Below are 19,440 nucleotides of genomic sequence, written 5' to 3'. Positions count from 1 at the left end.
TATGCACTGGTATAAAATCACTCCCCTGGATTTACTATTATTTCGAGATTGCAAACCCTTTAGTCCTGGTGATGGGTCGTGGGCAAAAAGTTTATTTCCACCGATGCCAATTACAGTATTTCAGGCTTTGCGATCGCTTCTCCCGCAAACTAATACTCAATCTGAACGTATTCAGCGCAATCTATCTTTCCTCGGCCCATTTTTATTAGACAGTAAGCAGATTTTATGGCTACCCACACCCAAAGATTTAGTTTGTTTATATCCACCAGGACAAGACCGCAAAATTGCCACTGATAACTGGAGCGCAATTCAACGCCTGCAACCTCTTCCCAAAGATGAAGCGTGGAAACATTTAGCATTTGATGACCAACAAATTGATCCATTGGTTCTTAATAAAAAATGGTCTGGAAATATCAGTCCACCCAAACCTTTGATCAAAGCCGAAGCATTGTTTAATTACCTGGAAAATAATAGTAATTGGCATCCAGAAGACTTTCATGAAAATCCTTGGAAGACTCAGGTTTTACCTCATATTCAAATGCAAACTGACAAGCGACAAGTTAAAGATGCTGATGGTTATTTTACTGAAGTTGCAGTTCGCTTGGAAGATGGATGGTGTTTTATAGCAGGGTTGAGTGAGAAATTACCTGAAAGTGTAGTGCGTTTGGGGGGAGAAGGACATCGAGCTTTAGTATCGCCTCTGGAATCAAACACCGTATTAGAAAAACAACTTGAGTTGATAGAAGGCGTTAGCGAAGCTTGCCGCAGGCATCGCTCTTTAACAGTACCAAACTTTGCCTATCTCCTCACCCCTGGACTAGCACTATTTAACGAAACATACAGCGCCTATCCTCAAGATTGGAAGTTAAAGCTAAAAGGTTGTGCTACTGATAAAGCATTACTCTGGGGTGGGGTTTCAACGATGCGTAAGGAGAATAAAACAAAAGAAGAACCTGCACTATTACCGCAAAGAGCATTTGTACCACCAGGAACAGTGTACATTTTTGATGGCGTATTACCTGAAAAACTAGAGTTATTACCCCAACAAGGTGGGCGGTGGTTAGAAACTTTTAAACAGCTTAATTATGGAAAATTATTGTGGGGAAGAGGAATTTAATCAATGAATGATTTTCGTACTGGATACCTCTATACACTTGCACCAATTCATTGCGGTGGTGAAGGCGATTTAGGAAATATTTTAGATATTGTCCGCGAAGTACACACAGATTTTCCTTACATTCCAGGTTCTTCTTTACGAGGTAGTTTGCGATGGGATGTCTACTCTATTGATCCAGCAGCCGCAGATAAATTATTTGGTAAGGAACTAAGTTCAGATGGACAAATGGGAGTTCATCAAATTTGGTTTGGTGACGCTCGTTTATTATGGGTGCCGATGCGGACAATGGCAATGAACGGTAATCGGAATGTGTTTACTTGGGTAAGCTGTCATTCGCTGATCCGCGACCATGTATTACTATCTGGGCTGCCAATCACCGAGTTTCCCGATCATCCTGTAGGAACTCAAGCGGGTAGTTATTACGTTGCTGACGCTCAATTACAAGTTTCCGGGCTTACCGAACCCCAAAAACAAGCGATCTCACTAGCGGGAGATTGGCAGCAATCTCTGGCTGGTGCTGTTGAGTCAACTTGGAATAAGAACCGCATCGTCCTTGCTGACAGTGATTTTCAAACTTTAATGGAGCATTCGTTGTGGACGCAGATTCGTAACAAAATTAACAACGATAATAGAAAAGATCATGATGATGATTCTGAAGGTGGTGCAGAAATATTTTGGACAGATGTTTGCATTCCCAGAGATACTATTCTTTACTACCCTTGGGGTTATAAATTAAACAAAAATAATCCAGTAGCTCAACGTGAACATGATTGTTTAATAGATGTTGTTACAGGCTTATTTCAAATTGGAGGACAAGCAAATGTCGGAAGAGGTTGGGTACAAGGCTGGGTAACAAATAGTACTTTACCTCTAATAAATACAAATCAACCTATTCCAGTGGAGGCGTAGTTATGGTTAAACCGGAACAAATGAGCCTGACTGCTCATCAACATATTCAAAAATATCTTGAAAGCATCCATAATACAGTAATTAGTAAAGAAGAATTAAACGCGATTTTAAGACTATCTCAGCATTTACGTGTTTTTGGCTTACTCTCAGCCGCAGCTTATGTAAATCAAACAAATGCTCAAGAAGGAAAGGTGCGATCGCGTATTCTTCCCGTTTGGAAATCTCTACTTGGTCAACTGATCAATTCGGAAACACCACCTTCTGAAGAAGAGTTACGCGAGATTGTTGTCCAGATGGCAAGGGAAGAACCAGCCAAATATATGGTTACTTGGCGTAAAGCCATGATTTTATCAAACCATTGGAATTTTTGGGCAAGAGCCTATTCTGCATAACTCTTCTTTTGATTTTTAATTTATTTATATGTACACTGGTTCTGACTTAGCTAAATTATTAGAAAAGCAACATCAACGTCGAGGAACATCCAATTTATTTAAAAAAGATACTTTTATCCTGCAATGGAGGAGTAAAGTTGGTTCATTTCCTCATCCTGATGTGGAAACGATGGTTTCTGCGGGTGAACCTTGTGGGGCTTGGCACGTTGTTAATGGACGACCAGAAGATAAACGCCAATTAGATGAAAACTTAGAGCAAATGCTAGAACTTCCTCTTAATGGCTATATTCCTGGATCTTCAATTCGAGGCATTGTCCGTGCGTGGGCAATGAAACGCCCCGGTATTCGTATGCAAATGTTTAATTTGCTAGGATCTCAACAAGGAAATATAATTCAAGAAGGAAAAATTGAATTTTTGGATGCTTGGCCAGAAATAGCAACCAAACTTGTTTTAGATATAGTTAACCCACAGCAGAACTTCCAAGTTTATCATGAAGGTCAAGGTAAACCAATTTCAATTTACACTTTGGGAGATGGTGAAGATACTGTTTCAGTAACAGTGGCAATTCGTGGCATTCCTGGTAAAGCTACTCCTCAAGATGTACAAATAGTTTGGGAATGGGTGCAACAAGCCCTAAGTATTCATGGAGTCGGCAGTCGAACCTCCGCGGGATATGGTCAGATTAAAGCACCTAGCGGTTTTATACCATCGCCACAATTGCGCCAAGTTGAAAATGGTTATACTACTAAAACCTTTGAATTTAAACTCTATAGCCAAGGTTGTGCTGGTGCTGATCGGCAACAACAAGATTTCCGCCCTTCCCACTGGCGTGGTTGGTTGCGTTCTTGGATTTTGCGGTTTTTGTTGGGTGTAATGTCGAAAGATAATGCAGAAATAACCTTATCGGAACTCATGGGAATTATAGAACCAGAGACCCGCAAAGGTTGTGTAAAAATCCGTATGATTCCAGACACAGACATTTGGAGTGATCGCTCAAGTAACCAACCCTACTTTTACGTTTGGGAAGGGAAATTAGAAGTGACTGCACCTACTGAAATTCTCAACAAAATTATTCTTCCAATTATCCGATTTGCCGTAAGTACAGGAAGTGTTGGTAGAGGTTGGCGACGACCTTTACATATTTTCCACATGAATAATGGTTATGCTGCAACACGGGGAAGTCATTTAGTCATCAAACACCAAGTTCGCAACAGAGAAGGAAACTTGCAGAAAAGAACTTTAAGTTTGCTACTAAATCCAGAAAGTTGGACTTCTACCTATGATAATTGGTTGACGGCTGTGCGATCGCAGTGGGCAGACAGAATTAACACTAATGCAAATCATTCATTAGAAGCTGAGGTATTTTCACCACGTACTTGTGCTGTTTATGCCGTCCCTGGTTCCGAAGCTAATCCAATTGATGAGAATGATTTTGAATGGCTAGAAACTGATGCTGTAGCAACTCGTGGAGACGGAATGCACTTGATTTACGAACAAACTCCTCCTCGTAATTACAAACGTAATCCTGATATCGGAGGGAATGCGGCTGATAAAAATCCTCATTGTTCATGGGCAAGTATTAAAAGGATTAATATCCCTAGTAAAGAAATAGAAGTGGATTGTCAAGAAATTGTTTGCTTATTTATGGGGGGAAAAACACCTCAGTCAAATCATATCCGCGCCCAGTTTCTTAAAGATTTAAATAAGATAGAGGGAAAGCTACATTTATTTGGCGTGTCTCCATAAACTACAGCACTACATAAGTTAAACGAGAAACTTCTTAAATTTGGTTAACACTTCTTCCAAGCATCTGCAACATAGGCTGAATCAACCACAGTTCCAATGAGATTTACAGGTGTGTTTGCTGAAGCATAGTATCTAACTTTCTGTGACAATCCATCAATAGCGTTAATTCTTTGCTTACCAGGGCGAATATAAACTACTAAAACAGCTTTGTTAGGTAAAACATTAAGTAATTTCTGAAGTTGTTCAGTTACTCTCTCTTCTACTAATTTACTGAGTTCTGTTTCCGAGAGATTACTTCTTTCTGTATCTGTAATCAATTGGTAATTTACCAAATCTAGAACCACCACATCAGCAGAAAGTTTAATACGTTTAGCAGCATCTACAATTCTTGTTGTTTGAAAACCCCTTTGCGCCAGCAGTTGATATTCTTCTGGGTAATCATCTGGTAATATTGATTGTTTCTGTGGAATTACGTAGTCAACAGATATTGCCCCTACGACTTTTTCTCTATCTAAAATTTGTTGGAGATGACTAACTTGTTGCCCTATAACTTCGCTTACTGATGCTTGTAATCGCTTTTCGACTTCTTCTCGTACTAGCTGTCGTGCTTCTTTGAGGCTTTGGTTGAATAAATAAATACTTATAGCTCCTGCGACCGCTAAAATTAATCCCAGCACCACAAAAGAAAGATTAATTGCACCAACAAAGCTACCAAAACTATTATTCAATCTTGTATTAGCATCCTGTAGAAACTGAATTTGATTTTTCAGTAGTTCGATATCAGGTACAGGTGATGGTTTGGGAGTTGATTGATTGGGAGTGGGAGTTTGGGCTATAAAGCACACCCAAGCTTGAGTTAAACTTTCTCCCCATAAATTGGACAAATTTGGCAAATACATACAGAATTATTTTAGTTTTAGCTTATCCTCTAATAGCATAAGGCGATTTTCTGCTACTTGGTAATGCGGGCATTTGGGAAAATCTTATGCGCTTACGGGTAAGGAAGCCTTGACTTACTATGAAGTGGCAGACATTTTTACAGAAGTTTTGGGTAAACCAATTGGCTATACTAATCCCTCATTACTGAAGTTTATTTGGCAAATGCGCGATCGCGGGCTGTCGTTGGATTTCATTTTGGTAATGACAGCAATTTATACAACTGCTCGTTTAGGATTGGCAGGTGGCATTACACCCGATTTAGAGCAATTACTTAGTCGTCCGCCACTGACGATGCGGCAATATGTTGAGGATTATCGAAAGTTTTGGTTGTAAGAATATAGAGTTATAGCTGTTTATTGGCATCATTTTTACCAATCAAATCCCGCTTCACAGCAAGAGCATATCACTCGCCGCAAATACTTCACTCGTTCTTGTGCATTAAGCGATCTCATTACTCAAATATATTCCGACTCTCTGGACGGAGACAGTCAAAAATCTGTTGCAGTCTTCGGGGAAGGTCAATCGGCCTTATCTGACGGCGGTGGAGGAGAAACTGTTGAGTGTTGTGGAGGCTGAAGTTAAAGATAAAACTTAACTGTTGATTCATTTCGGGGCAAAAGTCCGAAGCTTCAAACCCTGATTCTTTCGTTGACAGCCCCGGCAGGCTTATTTAGTAAGGGTTTGAGGCTGTGTTTTTCCAAGTTAATTCTCGATTGAGGCTGTTGATTTTGATTAAATTTGACAAGCCCCGAAAATTAGCTGTAGGATTAGCCCCAGGTAAGGCTTTCACAGCCTAGCCCTTTAAACTTCTTCGGAAGTTGAACTAATGGAAACATTCTTGTTTCCAAAGCTCTTGAGTAGCGACATTGGACTTTAAACTTCTTCGGAAGTTGAACTAATGGAAACGCTTGGGTATCTGCGTCATCGCTCTCTCTATCTAAAACTTTAAACTTCTTCGGAAGTTGAACTAATGGAAACCAAGACCACCCTTCTGGTGTTTTGAAACCATCAGCACTTTAAACTTCTTCGGAAGTTGAACTAATGGAAACAGAAATGTTATTCCCAACTCATCCATCAACTCGAACTTTAAACTTCTTCGGAAGTTGAACTAATGGAAACAATTTTATCAGCATAAGGATCATAGTTTTCCATATCCTGCTTTAAACTTCTTCGGAAGTTGAACTAATGGAAACTTGAGGACACTTGTCGGATAAACTCAGCTAGGTCTCTTTAAACTTCTTCGGAAGTTGAACTAATGGAAACAACTGCCGCTGCAAGGGGGGTGGGAAGTCCTATAAAACTTTAAACTTCTTCGGAAGTTGAACTAATGGAAACCCTCGTTTGCTATTGTTAAAAGCCCCGTTCAGGTTGTTGTAAAATTTTTCAAAAGTTAAATTCAAGAATAGTAATTTGCGGAATCATAAAATAGAAATACCCGACTTATCAGAATAAGTCGGGTATATTTTCTTTCTAGTTAGCAATTACGAACCAGGATGATTTTGTTGATGAGTTTCCTTCAATTCGCCTCCACATTGTTAGTGGAGACTGGCGAGTGGCGAAATTCTGGAGTTATGCACAGACGTTTCCATTAATTCGCCTCCACATTGATAGTGGAGACTTCACGAGTTTAGCCATTGGATATGCAAATCTTCTTGTTTCCATTAATTCGCCTCCACATTGATAGTGGAGACTCCTGGTTCTTCCACAGGTAGCTTCTGCTACTCCAGAAGTTGTTTCCATTAATTCGCCTCCACATTGATAGTGGAGACGCCCAGAATATTCGCTGGATTAAAATTAGAATTACCTCTGAGTTTCCATTAATTCGCCTCCACATTGATAGTGGAGACCTATGCCACACTATACCAGAATGCTATACCACACAGTTTCCATTAATTCGCCTCCACATTGATAGTGGAGACCAGAGCGAGTTCAAGACTTTCTGCTACAAAATAATGTTTCCATTAATTCGCCTCCACATTGATAGTGGAGACGTAAGTTTCAGTCAAATGATGTCAACGAAACAGACCCAGTTTCCATTAATTCGCCTCCACATTGATAGTGGAGACTAGAGCTAGTTGCAAAGTTACCGAAGAGATATTGGGTTTCCATTAATTCGCCTCCACATTGATAGTGGAGACTTGCAAAGCATTTACCATCGTTCAGCGATCGCGTGTTTCCATTAATTCGCCTCCACATTGATAGTGGAGACAGCTGGCACTTGAAAGGCTTGAAATACAAGACTTACAACCACCAAATTCGCGGGTCTTCATCAAAAGTACTGTTTCAGCTATCGCCTGTCAAGTTTGCCCCATGATAAAAATGCTTACAAATTAGTCTGCATAAGGTTTTTGGCGTTTTCGCGGATGCCGTTTTTAGTGAAAATAGCTCAAAGCTAGGTGCCGTAAAGGTTGTAGCCTGATTTTTTGCTGAGTTCGCAAAAACAGCTAGTGATCCGCGAAAAAAAATGGGTGGAGGAGTTAAATATGAGTACGATCGCTCAGTGAGTTAAGCCCAGCGTGCATCTGACCGAGTTTCCATTAATTCCACTTCCCCGAAGAGAAGCGACGGGGGCATAACAACCCGTTACATTAAAAAGTACGACAAGAAGTTTCCATTAATTCCGCTTCCCCGAAGAGAAGCAACTCTACCATGCGGCGGGAAGAGAAGAAGAACGGCGCAGGTATGTTTCCATTAATTCTACTTCCCCGAAGAGAAGCGACCTAACCTATAACAAACTTCAAGCTGAATGTAAAAACCGTGGGTTTCCATTAATTCTACTTCCCCGAAGAGAAGCGACCTACCCTTTCTGCGACCCCTCCCTTAATCAATTCCTTGTTTCCATTAATTCCACTTCTCCGAAGAGAAGCGACCCCTCTACTTTAAACCCTTGTGGGATCTAAAGTCCAGACACCATTTGCGACGGGGTTAGTGAATACGACGATTTTGCTCTTAATTAAGAAGGTGAAATCGGCTAAAACCTAGGCACAGAAAGGAATCGGCAGGGTCAACGAGAAATTAAGCCTTTCCAGATTTTGCTTACCTCGCCGCAGAAAAAGTAGAAGTTTACATAAATTTGTCATTCGCAGAAAACCACTAGAAAAATTTAAAATCAACTTTTAATCTAAGTTATATGAACTACAGCACTTTCAGCATCAAAGCTGGATGCCAAGTTGATGAATTCCGCTCTGTTAGATTACCCCCCAACCGGAAACCGCCGCATCATCTCGGCCAACTCAACAGCCTCCCCATCAACCGTATACACAACACCACCAGACATCGCCAGCACAATTCGTTGCCGCCGCGCCCACTCAAACCAAGCACCCACATCTGCTGTAACGGTGTTTTTGCCCTTAATCCCACTCTTGCAGGAGTTGATAAACAGCCCAGTCGGATTATCACACCAACCTTCTGCGATCGCATCCTTCACCCTGGCGATCGCACCTTGCACATTCTCCCAATGCTTCTTGAACACCCCCAAACACGGCTGAGGATTGATCCGCAACCGCCTCAACTCGTTGCAAACCTCCGCAATTTCCTGCTTAGACACATTTAAATTAGCTTCAACAACCGCCCCGGAAAAGTTGTCCTCATGATGGTCTTCCTCGTTAGTTGAGTTATCCAATTCTTGTTCATCAACGAAGTGAGTGATTTGGGGTTGCTCTGGTTGGGAAGTTAAACAAACCGATTCGGGTTCGTTGTCCGAGATTTGGCTTTCTTCCAGTTCACCTTTTTCTTCCTCAGCAGCAACGTGTTGTTGTGAAGAGAACTCTTTAGGGGTGAACTCTTTGATATCATCTGCTTGTTGTGAACACATAGATGGTTGCATTATAGGCATATCCATGTGTTCATTGAGGAATAGCTGTACAGCTTGGGTGTTAACGGTGTACCAGTTCGCTTGGTAATAAGTTTTGGCAGACAGTTTTTCTATTGTTATTAACCCCAGTGATTTCAAAAGTGCGATCGCTCGTCTCACGGTGCTAACAGATAAAGACAATTCTGCTGCCCATTGCTGATATGTTTTCCAGAACCATTTCACGCCATCAATTGTTTTACCGCCTTTAATATTCATCCAGTAATAGGCTTGCTGTAAAACAGTGGCCGCACTACGTCCGATTTGAGATGCGAGTGCGGGAGAATAGAGTGCGTGCTGACCATCAATTAGGAGTTTGCTCATATCATCACGCTCCTAAAAAACTGGATTAACTTGTCTGATGGATGATAGGAAGCCGTTCTGACTAGCTGATGAAATTCTTGATGGCAATTAGGACAAATATTAACTATTTTGTCTCCACCTTTGGATTTAGGAACAGGATAATGATGTCTGTCAAGTATTAATGTTTTTGCTTTGCACCATTCACAGACTAACTGCCCACACAAAAGGTCTTGGGGTTGTTTGGCAGTAATTAATTTTTTAGCTTCATGGGCAGATAATTCTGTTTTATTCAACCATCCGTCTTTAGTAAATTTCTCTAATATTTGTTTAACAGTACGCTTCGGCTTTATGCCTCCAAGATAAATGTAAACCCCATGAACAGTGAGTGAAGGAAGTTTTTGCTTATCAAGATAATCGTAATGATAGCCACCTATAATTACTCCAGAAATGGCATCTTTAGCTATTTCTGCATATCTAGGATGCACAACCAAATATGACTGTTCAGAATCGATATTGAATGGGTTAGAGTTAATCAAATTCACGACTCTTTCTCCTGTTTCTTCTCGTAAATAGCCCTTATTTTTCTGCTTCTAACTGCTACTTTTGTTCTAGCGATATCTTTCAAACCAATCTCTGCTGCCAGTAATGGCGGAACCAACAGAGGCGATTCTGAGGTGATTAACTTGCTGGTCATACTTTTACCCACTATCTAAAATGGCATTTCTTTCTGTTCTTCGTCTGAAGCTTGCGACCAAAACTCTCTAAGCTTTTGGAGCTTCGCTGCCTGAAATTGCTGTTTCTCTTCGAGCGAAACTTCCCCAACCAACTGCTCAACCTCAGCCCGTTGCCGTTCCTTCATCTGCTCAACAGTGGCCGCAGGTAGGGCTAACGGTTGATTCTCCTGGGATGGTCGGAAGTTGCGGCGGCGGTACAGAAAGCGGAAGTGTCGTTTGTCCTGCTTTGGGAGCTTCCGCCAAACTTCGGCATCCCAGCCGGGGGGCATAAAGTCGGCTGATGGTGGCAGTAGGTTTTGGATTTGAGTTTGTAAATCAGCGATTGCCTTGCCTTGTTCTTCAATTACCTTGTTTTGCTGTTCGAGTTTCTCCAAGAGTTGGGCGAGTAGTTCTGAATTTTGTGGGGCTAACTCTGCTTCACGGGTTTTTACCGCAAAGTAATTTTGTGCTGCGGCGATCGCACTCTTGCGAGGGTCGCCATTCATGGCCACCAAATAACAGGCGTGTCGTGATAGCTTGAAATCTTTCAGCACTTCTCGAAATGCCTGGGATGTGCCAATCTGCGCCATTTGGACGACATCGACCAGATGGTGTAATGGATCTATCCCTGAATTTTTAGCACTGATTTTTGCTCTTTCAACCGTGTCCCTAATTCTTTTCCAAGTTTGATAACCCAGCAAGGTTAACAATTCAGTAGCTAACCAAAACTCACTACCATCAGAGTCAACCTGTTTAATTTGGTCAAAGGGGCTGGAGTGACTTTCACTGTTAATAATCGCGTCCATACTTTCTCCTGGTTTTTGACGCATAAAGCTATTTCGGCATAGTTGCAATGCCTGAGCGGATTTTGAAAGCTTTTAATTGCAATCTATTGAATTGCGATAATCTACCGTTTAGTCAGGTAGTCAGAACAAAATAACAAAACATAATTCTCGATCAAGTGGCGATCGCTTGTGCTTTGCCCTGATACTAATAGTTGCAGATAACTATTGAATTTGTCAACTAAATATTGCATAATATGGCAAGGCAAGAAAAAGAAGAAGAGGTTGTAATGCTACCACTAAGTGAGGTGGGGTCAATTAAATGGACAAAGGAGCGTGGGGAGAAAATGCGCTCGTTACGTGGTGAGATGCCATTGATGGCATTGTCTAAAAAGCTTGCCGAGAATGATGTTGATATTTCTCGCCAATATTTGCACAGAATGGAGACTTATTCCGATGTTAAAGGTGCTTCCCCTGAGCTTGTGGCAGGGCTTTGTAAAGTATTTAACTGCACACTAGCTGAATTGTTGTGTTTGAAAGAAACCAAAATTGTGCAATTAGGGGTTGACAATCGCAACTTTTAGTTGCACTATAGTAATCAAGGGCAAAGGAATAGCAAACCGCCTGCACCTAACGCAATCAAGGGTTTGCACTAGCAAAATAACAAACCATCAAGCATAAAATTAGCAGCCACCGGGACTAGCAGCCGGAAGCCAAAAACTTGTATTGCTCAAGCCACCGGAGATGATTCCGATGACCTACCAAGTCTAAAAACTGGTAAAAAAACGAATGTGGATTCGTCAAATTTAGAAGTGCGATCGCTAACCCCACGGGGGGCGATCGCTTTTTAACTAGTAGCATCGGAGGTCATCAGCATCTTGGCTAAAGATCCGATTCAAAAATTGAATGCAGCCAAAAGCAAATGGATGCAAGTCACTGGTTATCCACCAAAAGTAAGTTTTGTTAGGATGTGTTTACCAGATTTTGGCTACTTTGATTTCGAGAATATTTCTCACTGGAGAAAGGCAATCGACCTTTTCCAAAAGAAATACATTAAATCAAAAAAGCAATTGTTATTGCATCCATTAATGCGTCCATTAACACCAGCACGAGAGGAATGGGTCAAAACTACTGGATTAAAAGCTTCTCTTCAATCTGTAATAGAGGTGTTACCAGAATGCAAGTTTCCTTTGAAAACAGAACGAGATTGGTTCTTAGTGACATCTCTCTATGTACAAAGATATCCCGAAAAAGTTCTGTCGCAGGACTCAACAGTTAAGGTAATTAAAGAAGAATACGAAGTTATTCAAACCAAGCCTCTTAATAAAACACCGCACGACTTTCAAAAACTTGAGCCTATTGCTAAACCACTACCTGTACTACAGCCGTCAACTCAATTTGTTTCACCGTCACCGCTAAAAGACCCAGCCGAACAGCGAATGTCTGATTCGTTAGCAGAAATATTAGGAGGAATTCGAGAAGCTCATAATCCATCCGGGCGAGTTGATGTGCTAACCAAACTGTATGTTATTGAAGTTAAAAAAGCTGCCAATTGGAAACATGGTATTGGTCAAGCACTGGTTTATCAATTGTATTACCCTAACAAGAAACCCGTCTTATTCTTGTTTGGTGAGGATGTTGGTTTATATAGGAATATCGCTAGGGAACATTGTCATCGCCTTGGTGTGATATACCGAGAAGAATCGCACTTCGCACTACAAGGCAAACAATGAGGTTTTCTGATGACCAAGCCTAAATTTCTCGGAGCATTTCGATATTGCTAAAGCGAAAACCGCAGGATGCAAACAACTTTCGAGCGTTTTCATTCTCGACTGCCGTATCTAATCGAATCTGCTTAATTCCCATTTGTTCAAAACGCTCTACACACAGCATTATCATCTGTCGAGCAATACCTTTTTGACGGTGTTCTGGCTCTACCCACAGGTCGTAAATAAAGGCATATTCCTGCAAGCGGTAAATGGGGATTTCTTGCTCTATTGCTGAGATGAGGAATGCTACAAGCTGCCGATCATCTTCTGCTACTAAAAATACGCTGCGCTCGTTTTGCGCCATTCGCATTAACCATTTTTCGTAATGCTGTTCTATATGTGCTACGAAACCATATTTGGCATTATCCCAAGATTCATGTAAAGCACAAATCTTGGCCACCATTGGCAGAATTGCGGGTACATCATTTGGCTTGGCAGAGCGAATTAGCATAAGCCTTTACAATCCACTGCCGCCATTGCGATCACGCAGAATTCGCAAGATTTCTGCAACATCATTTGTTACTTGCCGTAAGTCAGCTTTAACTTCTCTCATATCAGTTTTTAATTCGCTGACATCAGTTTTAAGTTGACGAATATCTGTTTTTTGCTCTCGCACTTCTGATGTTAGAGCAGTCACCAGAGACAGGGTTTGGGCAACAGCCACTTGAGTAGAACCAATGGTTCCGGCTTGGATTTTTAAGTTGTTGACATCTTCAGTCAGGGCATTGAGCCGTCTGTAAATATCTTCGATTGTTGCGTCGGTCATGTTTACATCCCTTGATAAATCAGCAGCAGGCAATAAAACCCAAATCCAAGCACAATGCCTGTTTCTACTTTAAACCAAAAATCAAAAGAGTAATTTTACTCACGGCTGATAATGCGTGAACATCTCAATATAACGCTTCGCTAATTTTCATTGAGTGCGTAGTGGCTCCCCACAACGTGATTCATATCCAAAATCAAAAGGCAATCACCGGTCTTCCAAACAGTGTGATCGCCTTTTTATCCACTACTGGAGAATTCAATCATGCCACAAACAACATTAACAGAGCAACTGCGGTCAGTAGAAATCGACTTCTACGAACATGAAATCTACGATGGACAAAAGCTAATCGCTCGAATCACTTATGATCATACGGATTTCGTGACCCAGCCGTGGGTAGTGATGGTGAACGGTGAAGAAGTATTTCGAGCTATTGCACAAATGAAGTGCCACGACTTTGTAACATGGCACTATAAACAAGGTACTTTGCCAATTCAATTAGAAGAACTCCCAATCGCTACAACGGGGAATGAAATCATGGCTGAGATTGCTCAGGCTTGTGAAGTTCTAGGTTACGAACTCCGAGACGACGGCATATATCACAACAGCAAGCGCCTGAAAGAAATCGTTTACAAAAACGGTACTTATTGCTACGTCCAGTCTTTACTGCCGCAGCCGGAAAGCCCTGGCGAGGCTTTGGATTTGCTGGATAAGCCGTTTGATCAAATAACTCCTGAAGAATGGCTGATGCTGGCGGAGTATGAGCCAGTACATGAGTTGGTTGCGGCGTAGTTAAGAAAAAGGGCGATTGTGTACTCTCCAAGCAATCGCCTCCGTTCCAGATTGTTATCAAGATTTTTAATCAGGTTTATTGCAATGGTTCGTGTCCCAGAGTTTATCGGGTATATAAAGGTGATTCAATGCTGGGTTTGGTATTCGAGCATCTCACGCACTGGTCAAACGCTGTAGACAACATTCGGCATCAGGAGCCGTTGACTGCGGCGTTCGTCTTTGACGTTGCCGTTCGCGCAGCGTCTCCGATAGGAGAAGGCATCGCATTAGACGAGTTCATGCAGACTGCTGGGATCATCAGAAAGGCAAAGGAAGAGCATCTGGGGGCTGTGGCTTAGGAAAGGCTCAGATTTAATCACACCAAGCGATCGCAGTTGTAATTCAAGAATGATTGCCTACCACCAAGTCATTACAAATTGTAACCAAGATTACAATTTGTAGATTTTTCCTGGAATTGTCCAAGGGGCATGAAATATGGAACCGAGCAAAATACTCAAGACATTCAATAGCTGTTATGTCCAACTTCAAGCTATAGCTCAAGATGTCCAATGGCTGGCATTAGCAAATCGTGATGATGTTGACCCCGAAATGAAAACTCACTTAGGTGATGTGTTGCATTATCTGGGAGAAGCGATGGACTGTATCAAGCCGTTTGTAGAAACTACTACTGAATCTGAGGTGCAAACGTGAAACTTTACCTGACCAATGTATCACCAACTCTCCCCCCGTGGGCAACAATCACATCACAAACTTCAGATTTGGTAGAGCTAGAAATCAACGAGCATCACCTTGATTTTCAATCGTTGTTCAATGAATTGGCTAGTGAGATTCAGCCGGGGGTGGTTGGGGTGAAGTCGGCTGATTTGTGTTTGGCTTTGGTCGATAGATGTGGGTCTGTTGGCTCGGTTGCAGCAACAAACGTTTTTGTGTGAAAAGGGCAAGCACTTTTTATGTGCCTGCCCAGAAAACGAAATTACTGACTAGCTGATGATCCCATACTTTGAGATCCCTGCTTTTTCTCGGCTGGGGACAGGACGGGATTTTAACCGAACTGTGGGTTTATGTTTTGGTTGAGAGTCCGGTTGCTGTTGTGCCAAATATTCAATAAGTTCAGTCCCAGTGAGCTTTTTCACTGATGTGTAAGGTCGAATCGGCTGTAAAGTATCGTTCAAGGTGCAAGAGTCATCACTGGTTTTTCGGTAGACGTAAGGGGTGGTTATGCCGGGGATACGGAAATAATCGCCAGTTTGAAGTTCTTGAAATGTCATAAAAACGACTTCAACTACTGAAACAGTACACATTAGTTTACACGATTATTTGTAGCCATCAGCATCGGTTACACAATTAAGCTGATGAATAACGGAGGTTGCCCAAGTGGAAGCTATTTTTTAGCCCTAGCAGTAAAAAGCAATCGCTATTAATAAACAGCGATCGCCAAATGTTCAGTAAACTAGTAATTCCAAAAAACTATTTAGTTGATACAAAATCAACTAACAAATCAGAAACTCATCCCATCAAAATAGTTAAGTAACATAGAGAATAATACGTAATTAGTCATCGTCAGAATACCGATGACTATGTATGGAGTTTTTAGCTGTATAAGTTTCATAAGTTAAGGGGCAATAGGATAAAAAAGTGGGGAGAAAAACTACTCATTTGTCACACTTTAGTACTCTATAAGTTGTACCTTTGATGCTGAAGGACAAAATCAGTTAAATCACTGAAATGTTTTTTTTCGATTTAATTGAACAAGCTAGTTAAATTACAGAATAAGTCATCAAGATAAATCGCTTGTCAATCATCTTCAAACTGTGATACTAGTTGTTTTTACTTAAAAATCTCATTAGCTAAAAACATTTAACTAAGTATCAACCGACTTCATCGCTAATTTCTAATTTTTGATATGACCACCAAGCCACACGATCAGTTTGCCAAGCAGTTTCTCAAAGAATTATTGTCCCCTTTGGGGGAAGTAAGCACTAATCAAGAAGTTACTGATGAAACAAGGTTTGTTGATGTTCTATTTTCTGCAACACCAAATTCTACTGTTGAGGCAGAAACTTTAGGGTTATTAGGCAGGATTGCATTGTTAAATACGGCACTGTTAGAACCATTTCGCAATCAGCCAAGTTTTTCCGAAGTACGTAGTTGTCTCCAAAAATTGTTTACCGTGATTGCCGATTCCCAACGTCAAGCTAATCGGGAAGACATAACAATAGCAGAGAATGATTTAGCCAGGCTATGGATTCTGTCACCAAGTGCCTCAGAAACTCTCCTCAAGGGTTTTGGGGCTAAACTAGATTTAGACAATTGGCCTGATGGGGTGTATTTTCTGCCCGAAGGGGAGCGAGGAGCAATAGTTGCGATTAACAAACTTCCCTTAGCTCCAGACACACTTTGGTTTCGGCTGTTGGGTCGGGGAAAAATTCAGCAGCAAGCCGTCAGTGAATTGGTGGCACTGCCAACAGAAAACCGCTTGCGTCGCAATGTACTGGAGATAATTTATAAGTGGCGTATCAGTGTAATGGCACAACCAGAGTTAACCCAAGATGACGAGGAGCTAATTATGAACTTAACCCAAGCTTACGAAGAAGCCAGGGCTGCTGCTGTACAAGAAGGCGTGGAGCAAGGAGTACAACTGGGACAACGCCAAGTTATAGAAAACTTATTGAGATTTCGGTTTGGGGAAGTGGATGCTGAACTAGCAACAGTTGTTAATAGTTTACTACAGTTATCTCCAGAAGAATTTACTCCTTTGTGTTTGCAATTGACCCGTGAAGAACTATTAGCAAGATTTACACGGTAGAAGAAATTTCCAGTTTTCGATACAACTTATCAAGTTCCAAGGCGGTTTGTTAACAGCAGACCGCTTTTTGATTGCCAAAAATTATGCTTTGGTAGCAGTCTCTTACTTCTACTAAACCCAAAGCAATCGCTTATTAGTTCAATAAGCGATCTCTTCGGGAAATCGATTCAACTACAATGGCAATTTTGGCATAAGCAGTATCGCTTCGCAAAGACTGCAATGATAACTTCAAGTGAACTCAATGAACAAGCAACAAGAAAAACAACTTGCCTGGAATGCCTTAATGGGTGTCGATAAACGCCATTATGTTTCGACTGGTTTCTATGCTTTGGGTGATGCCTTCACTATTAGCAGCAAAGACCCCAAGTACAAAAACAAGATTGTGCTGGTAGAGCATCGAGGAAAATTGCAGATTAATCATTGGGATTTCACTTGCAATTCTTCTGAATGCAAAAGTCCAACAATCACAACTAATGGTGATGATGGACAGGGGAATTTGAAACGGAAAGCCCCATCGTTGCAAGTTTACAGCTAGAACAAATCCCAAGAGTTCAGGAGTTTTCAAGCTTACAACTCCTGAATTCCTACCTCAAACAACTTCAACCATCAAGAATATGAAAACCAAAACCAGCACTCTTAAGTCTGCTGATAATTCCAATGCCTGTCTGCTGTTTCTTAAAAATAGAGGAGGAAAGGCGAGGTTATCAGAGCTACTAAGTTTTAGCCAGACTGTGATTCAAGATTTGATAACCAAAGATATAGCCAAAGTCAAGAATACAGGCGCAGGATACTATCTCGAACTGGAGAAGCAATGATGAATTTGAAACCAGTTTTTGACCCAAAAACACTGAGTCATTCCAAGGTTTATCTGATTGATTGTACTCAATATAGATATGTGCGAACAGAGGGCAGTGGTAAGCATATCAAGTATGTATTCGCTCCACTACCAAATCAACGGAAGTCATCTGAGATTTCTTTGAATTCTACAAAGTTGGGGATTAGATGTCAGGAGGTTGTGGGGATGAATTATGAACAGCAGAAGGAACAAATTGTAGTGCAGATAGGATTGCTGTAATATGTCTATTCACAAACCACCTGTTGTTAAACATCCTGTGAGTTTTCAAAAAGGTAGTTCTAAAAAAATAGTCTACCGAGTTATCCGAAATATTCAACAAATCAAAAATAACCAACCAGTAGGTACAGCCAGAATCAATAAACAAACCTACATGGTCAAGAAATCCGGTATTGGTTGGGTTGTTGTTTAGTTGTGAGATAAAACGCTTCGCTGATGATTGAGAGAAAACTGTTAGTAATAGGTACTGAACAATGGTACAAGCAATTGCACATACCGAAACATTCTTGCACGATGCTGTAATTCAAAGACTCGATTTTAGTAAGCTAAATAAAACTCGTATTCGCTTGACAATCAAACTCAAAAAGACTACTAAATCAAATGCTCCTAAGTGGACTGATGTTTTGACAGCCCAAGGCGAAGAAGAGTCAGATTTGTTGAAGGTAAAATCTTCGGAAGTTGGGTTGAAGGGCATCAAGGTATTCAAAGCTCTGGATGAAGCCGCAAGTCAATTACGGTCGGAAATTGCCAGTGTACAGGAGTGGATGACCAGTGATAATGGCGATTGGATTTGCCCGATTGATTTAGCTCCCTTAGTGTGGAGCCAGTTATTAAACATTCGGGATGTGATTGCTCCAACATTACGTGCTGGACTTAAAAACGAGTATGAGCAAGGGCTAACGGATTATCAAGAGCGAATCAATAGTTTCATTTCGCTGCAAACTTGGGAATTATCCTGTGAGCGTCAGGAGGAAGTCAAAGCTAATTTGCTGAAAGCTTTCCCGGATTTGAGCGAGTTGGAAGACTATTTGCAAGTCGTCATCGGTCGCCCCGTGATCATCCCAGCATTGTCGGAACAGTTGAACCAACAACAAGCCGAATGCCTCAATCAAATCACCCAGTTCATTCAACAGTATGACCAAAATTTAGAGCAAAGGTTAAAAGAGGCAGCGATCGCCGGAGGTGAACAACTTGCCGCGCAGTTGTTGGAAGAGTTAGCTGATTGGGAACCCGGACGAAAGCCAGTACGCTTCAAGCAAAAAATGCAGAAACATCTCCAGAAGGTACAGGTTTTGCTGGCGAATGCGTCACCGGAAGCTGGTGGTAGTTTGCAGTCGATGATGGAGCATTTGAATTCCATTGTCAACGACCCAGATATCGAATCTAAGAATCTGGGTGGTGAAGGGCGATCGCAACTTCAGCAGAAAATGGACGATATTCGTTCTAAATTGCTGGATGAGCAGCGCAATCTGCAACAGCTTGCAAGTTCTGACGTTGGGCTGACGGCAGCAACTGTGAGCGCGTTTAAGTTCCGTTAAAAAAATGCAATGCAGTGAGAATCATTCATTGCATTGCAATTATTCGGTATATTTCAATACCGTAGCCAATTTACGAGGGTTCAACACCTGTAGAAACGGGATGAATACGTCCTAAAGAAGTAAGCTTGGCAAAAATCTGACTTAATAAAATAGGCTCAGGCATTTCA

General features: G+C 41.4%; 24 protein-coding genes and 2 CRISPR repeat arrays. Of the genes, 16 read left to right on the top strand and 8 right to left on the bottom strand.

Annotated features, from left to right (window positions below):
• Nucleotide 1 precedes the first annotated feature (1 nt).
• From H6G77_RS32455 to H6G77_RS32440, 4 genes are read left to right on the top strand one after another with little or no spacing between them, the layout of a single operon-like run.
• A complete protein-coding gene (locus H6G77_RS32455; protein WP_190676510.1) occupies nt 2-1,117 on the top strand; it encodes a type III-B CRISPR module-associated Cmr3 family protein in 1,116 nt (371 codons plus the stop codon).
• Nucleotides 1,118-1,120: 3 nt separating this feature from the next.
• Nucleotides 1,121-2,026 carry an RAMP superfamily CRISPR-associated protein gene (locus tag H6G77_RS32450; protein ID WP_190676509.1) on the top strand — a complete coding sequence of 302 codons (906 nt, stop codon included), beginning with the start codon at nt 1,121-1,123 and terminating at the stop codon, nt 2,024-2,026.
• A gap of 2 nt (nt 2,027-2,028) precedes the next feature.
• A complete protein-coding gene (locus H6G77_RS32445; RefSeq protein WP_190676507.1) occupies nt 2,029-2,418 on the top strand; it encodes a hypothetical protein in 390 nt (129 codons plus the stop codon).
• Between the two features lie 28 nt (nt 2,419-2,446).
• Nucleotides 2,447-4,165, top strand: a complete 1,719-nt coding sequence (locus H6G77_RS32440) for an RAMP superfamily CRISPR-associated protein (RefSeq protein ID WP_190676505.1) — start codon at nt 2,447-2,449, stop codon at nt 4,163-4,165.
• Between the two features lie 44 nt (nt 4,166-4,209).
• On the opposite strand, the gene H6G77_RS32435 is transcribed toward H6G77_RS32440, so the two are convergent.
• The gene (locus H6G77_RS32435) at nt 4,210-5,064 is read right to left on the bottom strand and encodes a hypothetical protein (RefSeq protein WP_190676504.1); all 855 of its coding nucleotides are present in this window, start codon (nt 5,062-5,064) and stop codon (nt 4,210-4,212) included.
• 109 nt (nt 5,065-5,173) lie between these two features.
• Between H6G77_RS32435 and H6G77_RS32430 the strand changes: the two genes are divergently transcribed.
• Nucleotides 5,174-5,437, top strand: a complete 264-nt coding sequence (locus H6G77_RS32430) for a hypothetical protein (RefSeq protein WP_190676502.1) — start codon at nt 5,174-5,176, stop codon at nt 5,435-5,437.
• A 466-nt stretch (nt 5,438-5,903) separates the two neighbouring features.
• A CRISPR array of direct repeats spans nt 5,904-6,439; the repeat unit is 35 nt; unit sequence CTTTAAACTTCTTCGGAAGTTGAACTAATGGAAAC.
• A 174-nt stretch (nt 6,440-6,613) separates the two neighbouring features.
• Nucleotides 6,614-7,313: direct repeats of the CRISPR family, unit length 37 nt; unit sequence GTTTCCATTAATTCGCCTCCACATTGATAGTGGAGAC.
• A 984-nt stretch (nt 7,314-8,297) separates the two neighbouring features.
• Here the strand turns inward: H6G77_RS32430 and H6G77_RS32425 are convergent.
• The 3 genes from H6G77_RS32425 to H6G77_RS32415 all read right to left on the bottom strand — a co-directional run bounded on the left by H6G77_RS32425 (nt 8,298) and on the right by H6G77_RS32415 (nt 10,800).
• On the bottom strand, nt 8,298-9,278 hold the full coding sequence (locus H6G77_RS32425) for an HTH domain-containing protein (protein ID WP_190873788.1): 981 nt from the start codon (nt 9,276-9,278) through the stop codon (nt 8,298-8,300).
• On the bottom strand, nt 9,275-9,799 hold the full coding sequence (locus H6G77_RS32420) for a hypothetical protein (protein ID WP_190873787.1): 525 nt from the start codon (nt 9,797-9,799) through the stop codon (nt 9,275-9,277). The genes H6G77_RS32425 and H6G77_RS32420 overlap by 4 nt, the downstream gene beginning before the upstream one ends.
• A 167-nt stretch (nt 9,800-9,966) precedes the next feature.
• Entirely contained in the window at nt 9,967-10,800 is an 834-nt protein-coding gene (locus tag H6G77_RS32415; protein ID WP_242049378.1) for a BRO family protein, read from the bottom strand.
• A 209-nt stretch (nt 10,801-11,009) separates the two neighbouring features.
• Between H6G77_RS32415 and H6G77_RS32410 the strand changes: the two genes are divergently transcribed.
• On the top strand, nt 11,010-11,336 hold the full coding sequence (locus H6G77_RS32410; protein ID WP_242049377.1) for an XRE family transcriptional regulator: 327 nt from the start codon (nt 11,010-11,012) through the stop codon (nt 11,334-11,336).
• 115 nt (nt 11,337-11,451) lie between these two features.
• Here H6G77_RS32410 and H6G77_RS32405 read toward each other — a convergent pair whose 3' ends face one another.
• A complete protein-coding gene (locus H6G77_RS32405) occupies nt 11,452-11,613 on the bottom strand; it encodes a hypothetical protein (protein WP_190676491.1) in 162 nt (53 codons plus the stop codon).
• 17 nt (nt 11,614-11,630) lie between these two features.
• Between H6G77_RS32405 and H6G77_RS32400 the strand changes: the two genes are divergently transcribed.
• Nucleotides 11,631-12,485 (top strand): hypothetical protein, encoded by an 855-nt coding sequence (locus H6G77_RS32400; protein WP_190676488.1) that lies wholly within the window; start codon nt 11,631-11,633, stop codon nt 12,483-12,485.
• Nucleotides 12,486-12,504: 19 nt separating this feature from the next.
• Here H6G77_RS32400 and H6G77_RS32395 read toward each other — a convergent pair whose 3' ends face one another.
• Together H6G77_RS32395 and H6G77_RS32390 are read right to left on the bottom strand one after the other, a co-directional pair.
• Nucleotides 12,505-12,972 carry a GNAT family N-acetyltransferase gene (locus tag H6G77_RS32395; RefSeq protein ID WP_190676485.1) on the bottom strand — a complete coding sequence of 156 codons (468 nt, stop codon included), beginning with the start codon at nt 12,970-12,972 and terminating at the stop codon, nt 12,505-12,507.
• A 6-nt stretch (nt 12,973-12,978) separates the two neighbouring features.
• The gene (locus H6G77_RS32390) at nt 12,979-13,287 is read right to left on the bottom strand and encodes a hypothetical protein (RefSeq protein ID WP_190676483.1); all 309 of its coding nucleotides are present in this window, start codon (nt 13,285-13,287) and stop codon (nt 12,979-12,981) included.
• A gap of 378 nt (nt 13,288-13,665) precedes the next feature.
• Between H6G77_RS32390 and H6G77_RS36050 the strand changes: the two genes are divergently transcribed.
• From H6G77_RS36050 to H6G77_RS32375, 3 genes are all read left to right on the top strand, one after another.
• Nucleotides 13,666-14,076: a hypothetical protein gene (locus H6G77_RS36050; RefSeq protein WP_242049376.1), complete on the top strand. Its 411-nt coding sequence runs from the start codon at nt 13,666-13,668 to the stop codon at nt 14,074-14,076.
• 474 nt (nt 14,077-14,550) lie between these two features.
• Nucleotides 14,551-14,766 carry a hypothetical protein gene (locus H6G77_RS32380; protein WP_190873786.1) on the top strand — a complete coding sequence of 72 codons (216 nt, stop codon included), beginning with the start codon at nt 14,551-14,553 and terminating at the stop codon, nt 14,764-14,766.
• A complete protein-coding gene (locus H6G77_RS32375; RefSeq protein ID WP_190873785.1) occupies nt 14,763-15,008 on the top strand; it encodes a hypothetical protein in 246 nt (81 codons plus the stop codon). The genes H6G77_RS32380 and H6G77_RS32375 overlap by 4 nt, the downstream gene beginning before the upstream one ends.
• A 48-nt stretch (nt 15,009-15,056) precedes the next feature.
• Here H6G77_RS32375 and H6G77_RS32370 read toward each other — a convergent pair whose 3' ends face one another.
• Nucleotides 15,057-15,377: a hypothetical protein gene (locus H6G77_RS32370; protein ID WP_190873796.1), complete on the bottom strand. Its 321-nt coding sequence runs from the start codon at nt 15,375-15,377 to the stop codon at nt 15,057-15,059.
• A 602-nt stretch (nt 15,378-15,979) separates the two neighbouring features.
• On the opposite strand from H6G77_RS32370, the gene H6G77_RS32365 reads away from it, so the two are divergent.
• The 6 genes from H6G77_RS32365 to H6G77_RS32340 all read left to right on the top strand — a co-directional run bounded on the left by H6G77_RS32365 (nt 15,980) and on the right by H6G77_RS32340 (nt 19,273).
• Nucleotides 15,980-16,882: a hypothetical protein gene (locus H6G77_RS32365; RefSeq protein WP_190873784.1), complete on the top strand. Its 903-nt coding sequence runs from the start codon at nt 15,980-15,982 to the stop codon at nt 16,880-16,882.
• Between the two features lie 241 nt (nt 16,883-17,123).
• Nucleotides 17,124-17,417, top strand: a complete 294-nt coding sequence (locus H6G77_RS32360; protein ID WP_190594737.1) for a hypothetical protein — start codon at nt 17,124-17,126, stop codon at nt 17,415-17,417.
• Between the two features lie 79 nt (nt 17,418-17,496).
• The gene (locus H6G77_RS32355; RefSeq protein ID WP_190873783.1) at nt 17,497-17,697 is read left to right on the top strand and encodes a hypothetical protein; all 201 of its coding nucleotides are present in this window, start codon (nt 17,497-17,499) and stop codon (nt 17,695-17,697) included.
• A complete protein-coding gene (locus tag H6G77_RS32350; RefSeq protein WP_190678272.1) occupies nt 17,694-17,957 on the top strand; it encodes a hypothetical protein in 264 nt (87 codons plus the stop codon). The genes H6G77_RS32355 and H6G77_RS32350 overlap by 4 nt, the downstream gene beginning before the upstream one ends.
• A 1-nt stretch (nt 17,958) precedes the next feature.
• A complete protein-coding gene (locus H6G77_RS32345; protein ID WP_190678269.1) occupies nt 17,959-18,147 on the top strand; it encodes a hypothetical protein in 189 nt (62 codons plus the stop codon).
• Nucleotides 18,148-18,208: 61 nt separating this feature from the next.
• Complete coding sequence (locus H6G77_RS32340; protein ID WP_190873782.1) at nt 18,209-19,273, top strand: hypothetical protein; 1,065 nt, start codon at nt 18,209-18,211, stop codon at nt 19,271-19,273.
• Nucleotides 19,274-19,440 lie beyond the last annotated feature (167 nt).

The organism is Aulosira sp. FACHB-615, from assembly GCF_014698045.1.
Classification (GTDB): domain Bacteria; phylum Cyanobacteriota; class Cyanobacteriia; order Cyanobacteriales; family Nostocaceae; genus Nostoc_B.
This window is presented reverse-complemented; position numbering and strand designations above follow the sequence as displayed.

What these genes read in the sequence shown, in the direction of transcription:
- H6G77_RS32410 (WP_242049377.1), top strand. Translation starts at nt 11,010, where the DNA reads ATGGCAAGGCAAGAAAAAGAAGAAGAGGTTGTAATGCTACCACTAAGT.
- H6G77_RS32425 (WP_190873788.1), bottom strand. Translation starts at nt 9,278, where the DNA reads ATGAGCAAACTCCTAATTGATGGTCAGCACGCACTCTATTCTCCCGCA.
- H6G77_RS32345 (WP_190678269.1), top strand. Translation starts at nt 17,959, where the DNA reads ATGTCTATTCACAAACCACCTGTTGTTAAACATCCTGTGAGTTTTCAA.
- H6G77_RS32340 (WP_190873782.1), top strand. Translation starts at nt 18,209, where the DNA reads ATGGTACAAGCAATTGCACATACCGAAACATTCTTGCACGATGCTGTA.
- H6G77_RS32355 (WP_190873783.1), top strand. Translation starts at nt 17,497, where the DNA reads ATGAAAACCAAAACCAGCACTCTTAAGTCTGCTGATAATTCCAATGCC.
- H6G77_RS32435 (WP_190676504.1), bottom strand. Translation starts at nt 5,064, where the DNA reads ATGTATTTGCCAAATTTGTCCAATTTATGGGGAGAAAGTTTAACTCAA.
- H6G77_RS32390 (WP_190676483.1), bottom strand. Translation starts at nt 13,287, where the DNA reads ATGACCGACGCAACAATCGAAGATATTTACAGACGGCTCAATGCCCTG.
- H6G77_RS32370 (WP_190873796.1), bottom strand. Translation starts at nt 15,377, where the DNA reads ATGTGTACTGTTTCAGTAGTTGAAGTCGTTTTTATGACATTTCAAGAA.
- H6G77_RS32405 (WP_190676491.1), bottom strand. Translation starts at nt 11,613, where the DNA reads ATGCTACTAGTTAAAAAGCGATCGCCCCCCGTGGGGTTAGCGATCGCA.
- H6G77_RS32395 (WP_190676485.1), bottom strand. Translation starts at nt 12,972, where the DNA reads ATGCTAATTCGCTCTGCCAAGCCAAATGATGTACCCGCAATTCTGCCA.
- H6G77_RS32360 (WP_190594737.1), top strand. Translation starts at nt 17,124, where the DNA reads ATGAACAAGCAACAAGAAAAACAACTTGCCTGGAATGCCTTAATGGGT.
- H6G77_RS32365 (WP_190873784.1), top strand. Translation starts at nt 15,980, where the DNA reads ATGACCACCAAGCCACACGATCAGTTTGCCAAGCAGTTTCTCAAAGAA.
- H6G77_RS32445 (WP_190676507.1), top strand. Translation starts at nt 2,029, where the DNA reads ATGGTTAAACCGGAACAAATGAGCCTGACTGCTCATCAACATATTCAA.
- H6G77_RS32350 (WP_190678272.1), top strand. Translation starts at nt 17,694, where the DNA reads ATGATGAATTTGAAACCAGTTTTTGACCCAAAAACACTGAGTCATTCC.
- H6G77_RS32455 (WP_190676510.1), top strand. Translation starts at nt 2, where the DNA reads ATGCACTGGTATAAAATCACTCCCCTGGATTTACTATTATTTCGAGAT.
- H6G77_RS32440 (WP_190676505.1), top strand. Translation starts at nt 2,447, where the DNA reads ATGTACACTGGTTCTGACTTAGCTAAATTATTAGAAAAGCAACATCAA.
- H6G77_RS32380 (WP_190873786.1), top strand. Translation starts at nt 14,551, where the DNA reads ATGGAACCGAGCAAAATACTCAAGACATTCAATAGCTGTTATGTCCAA.
- H6G77_RS32450 (WP_190676509.1), top strand. Translation starts at nt 1,121, where the DNA reads ATGAATGATTTTCGTACTGGATACCTCTATACACTTGCACCAATTCAT.
- H6G77_RS32415 (WP_242049378.1), bottom strand. Translation starts at nt 10,800, where the DNA reads ATGCGTCAAAAACCAGGAGAAAGTATGGACGCGATTATTAACAGTGAA.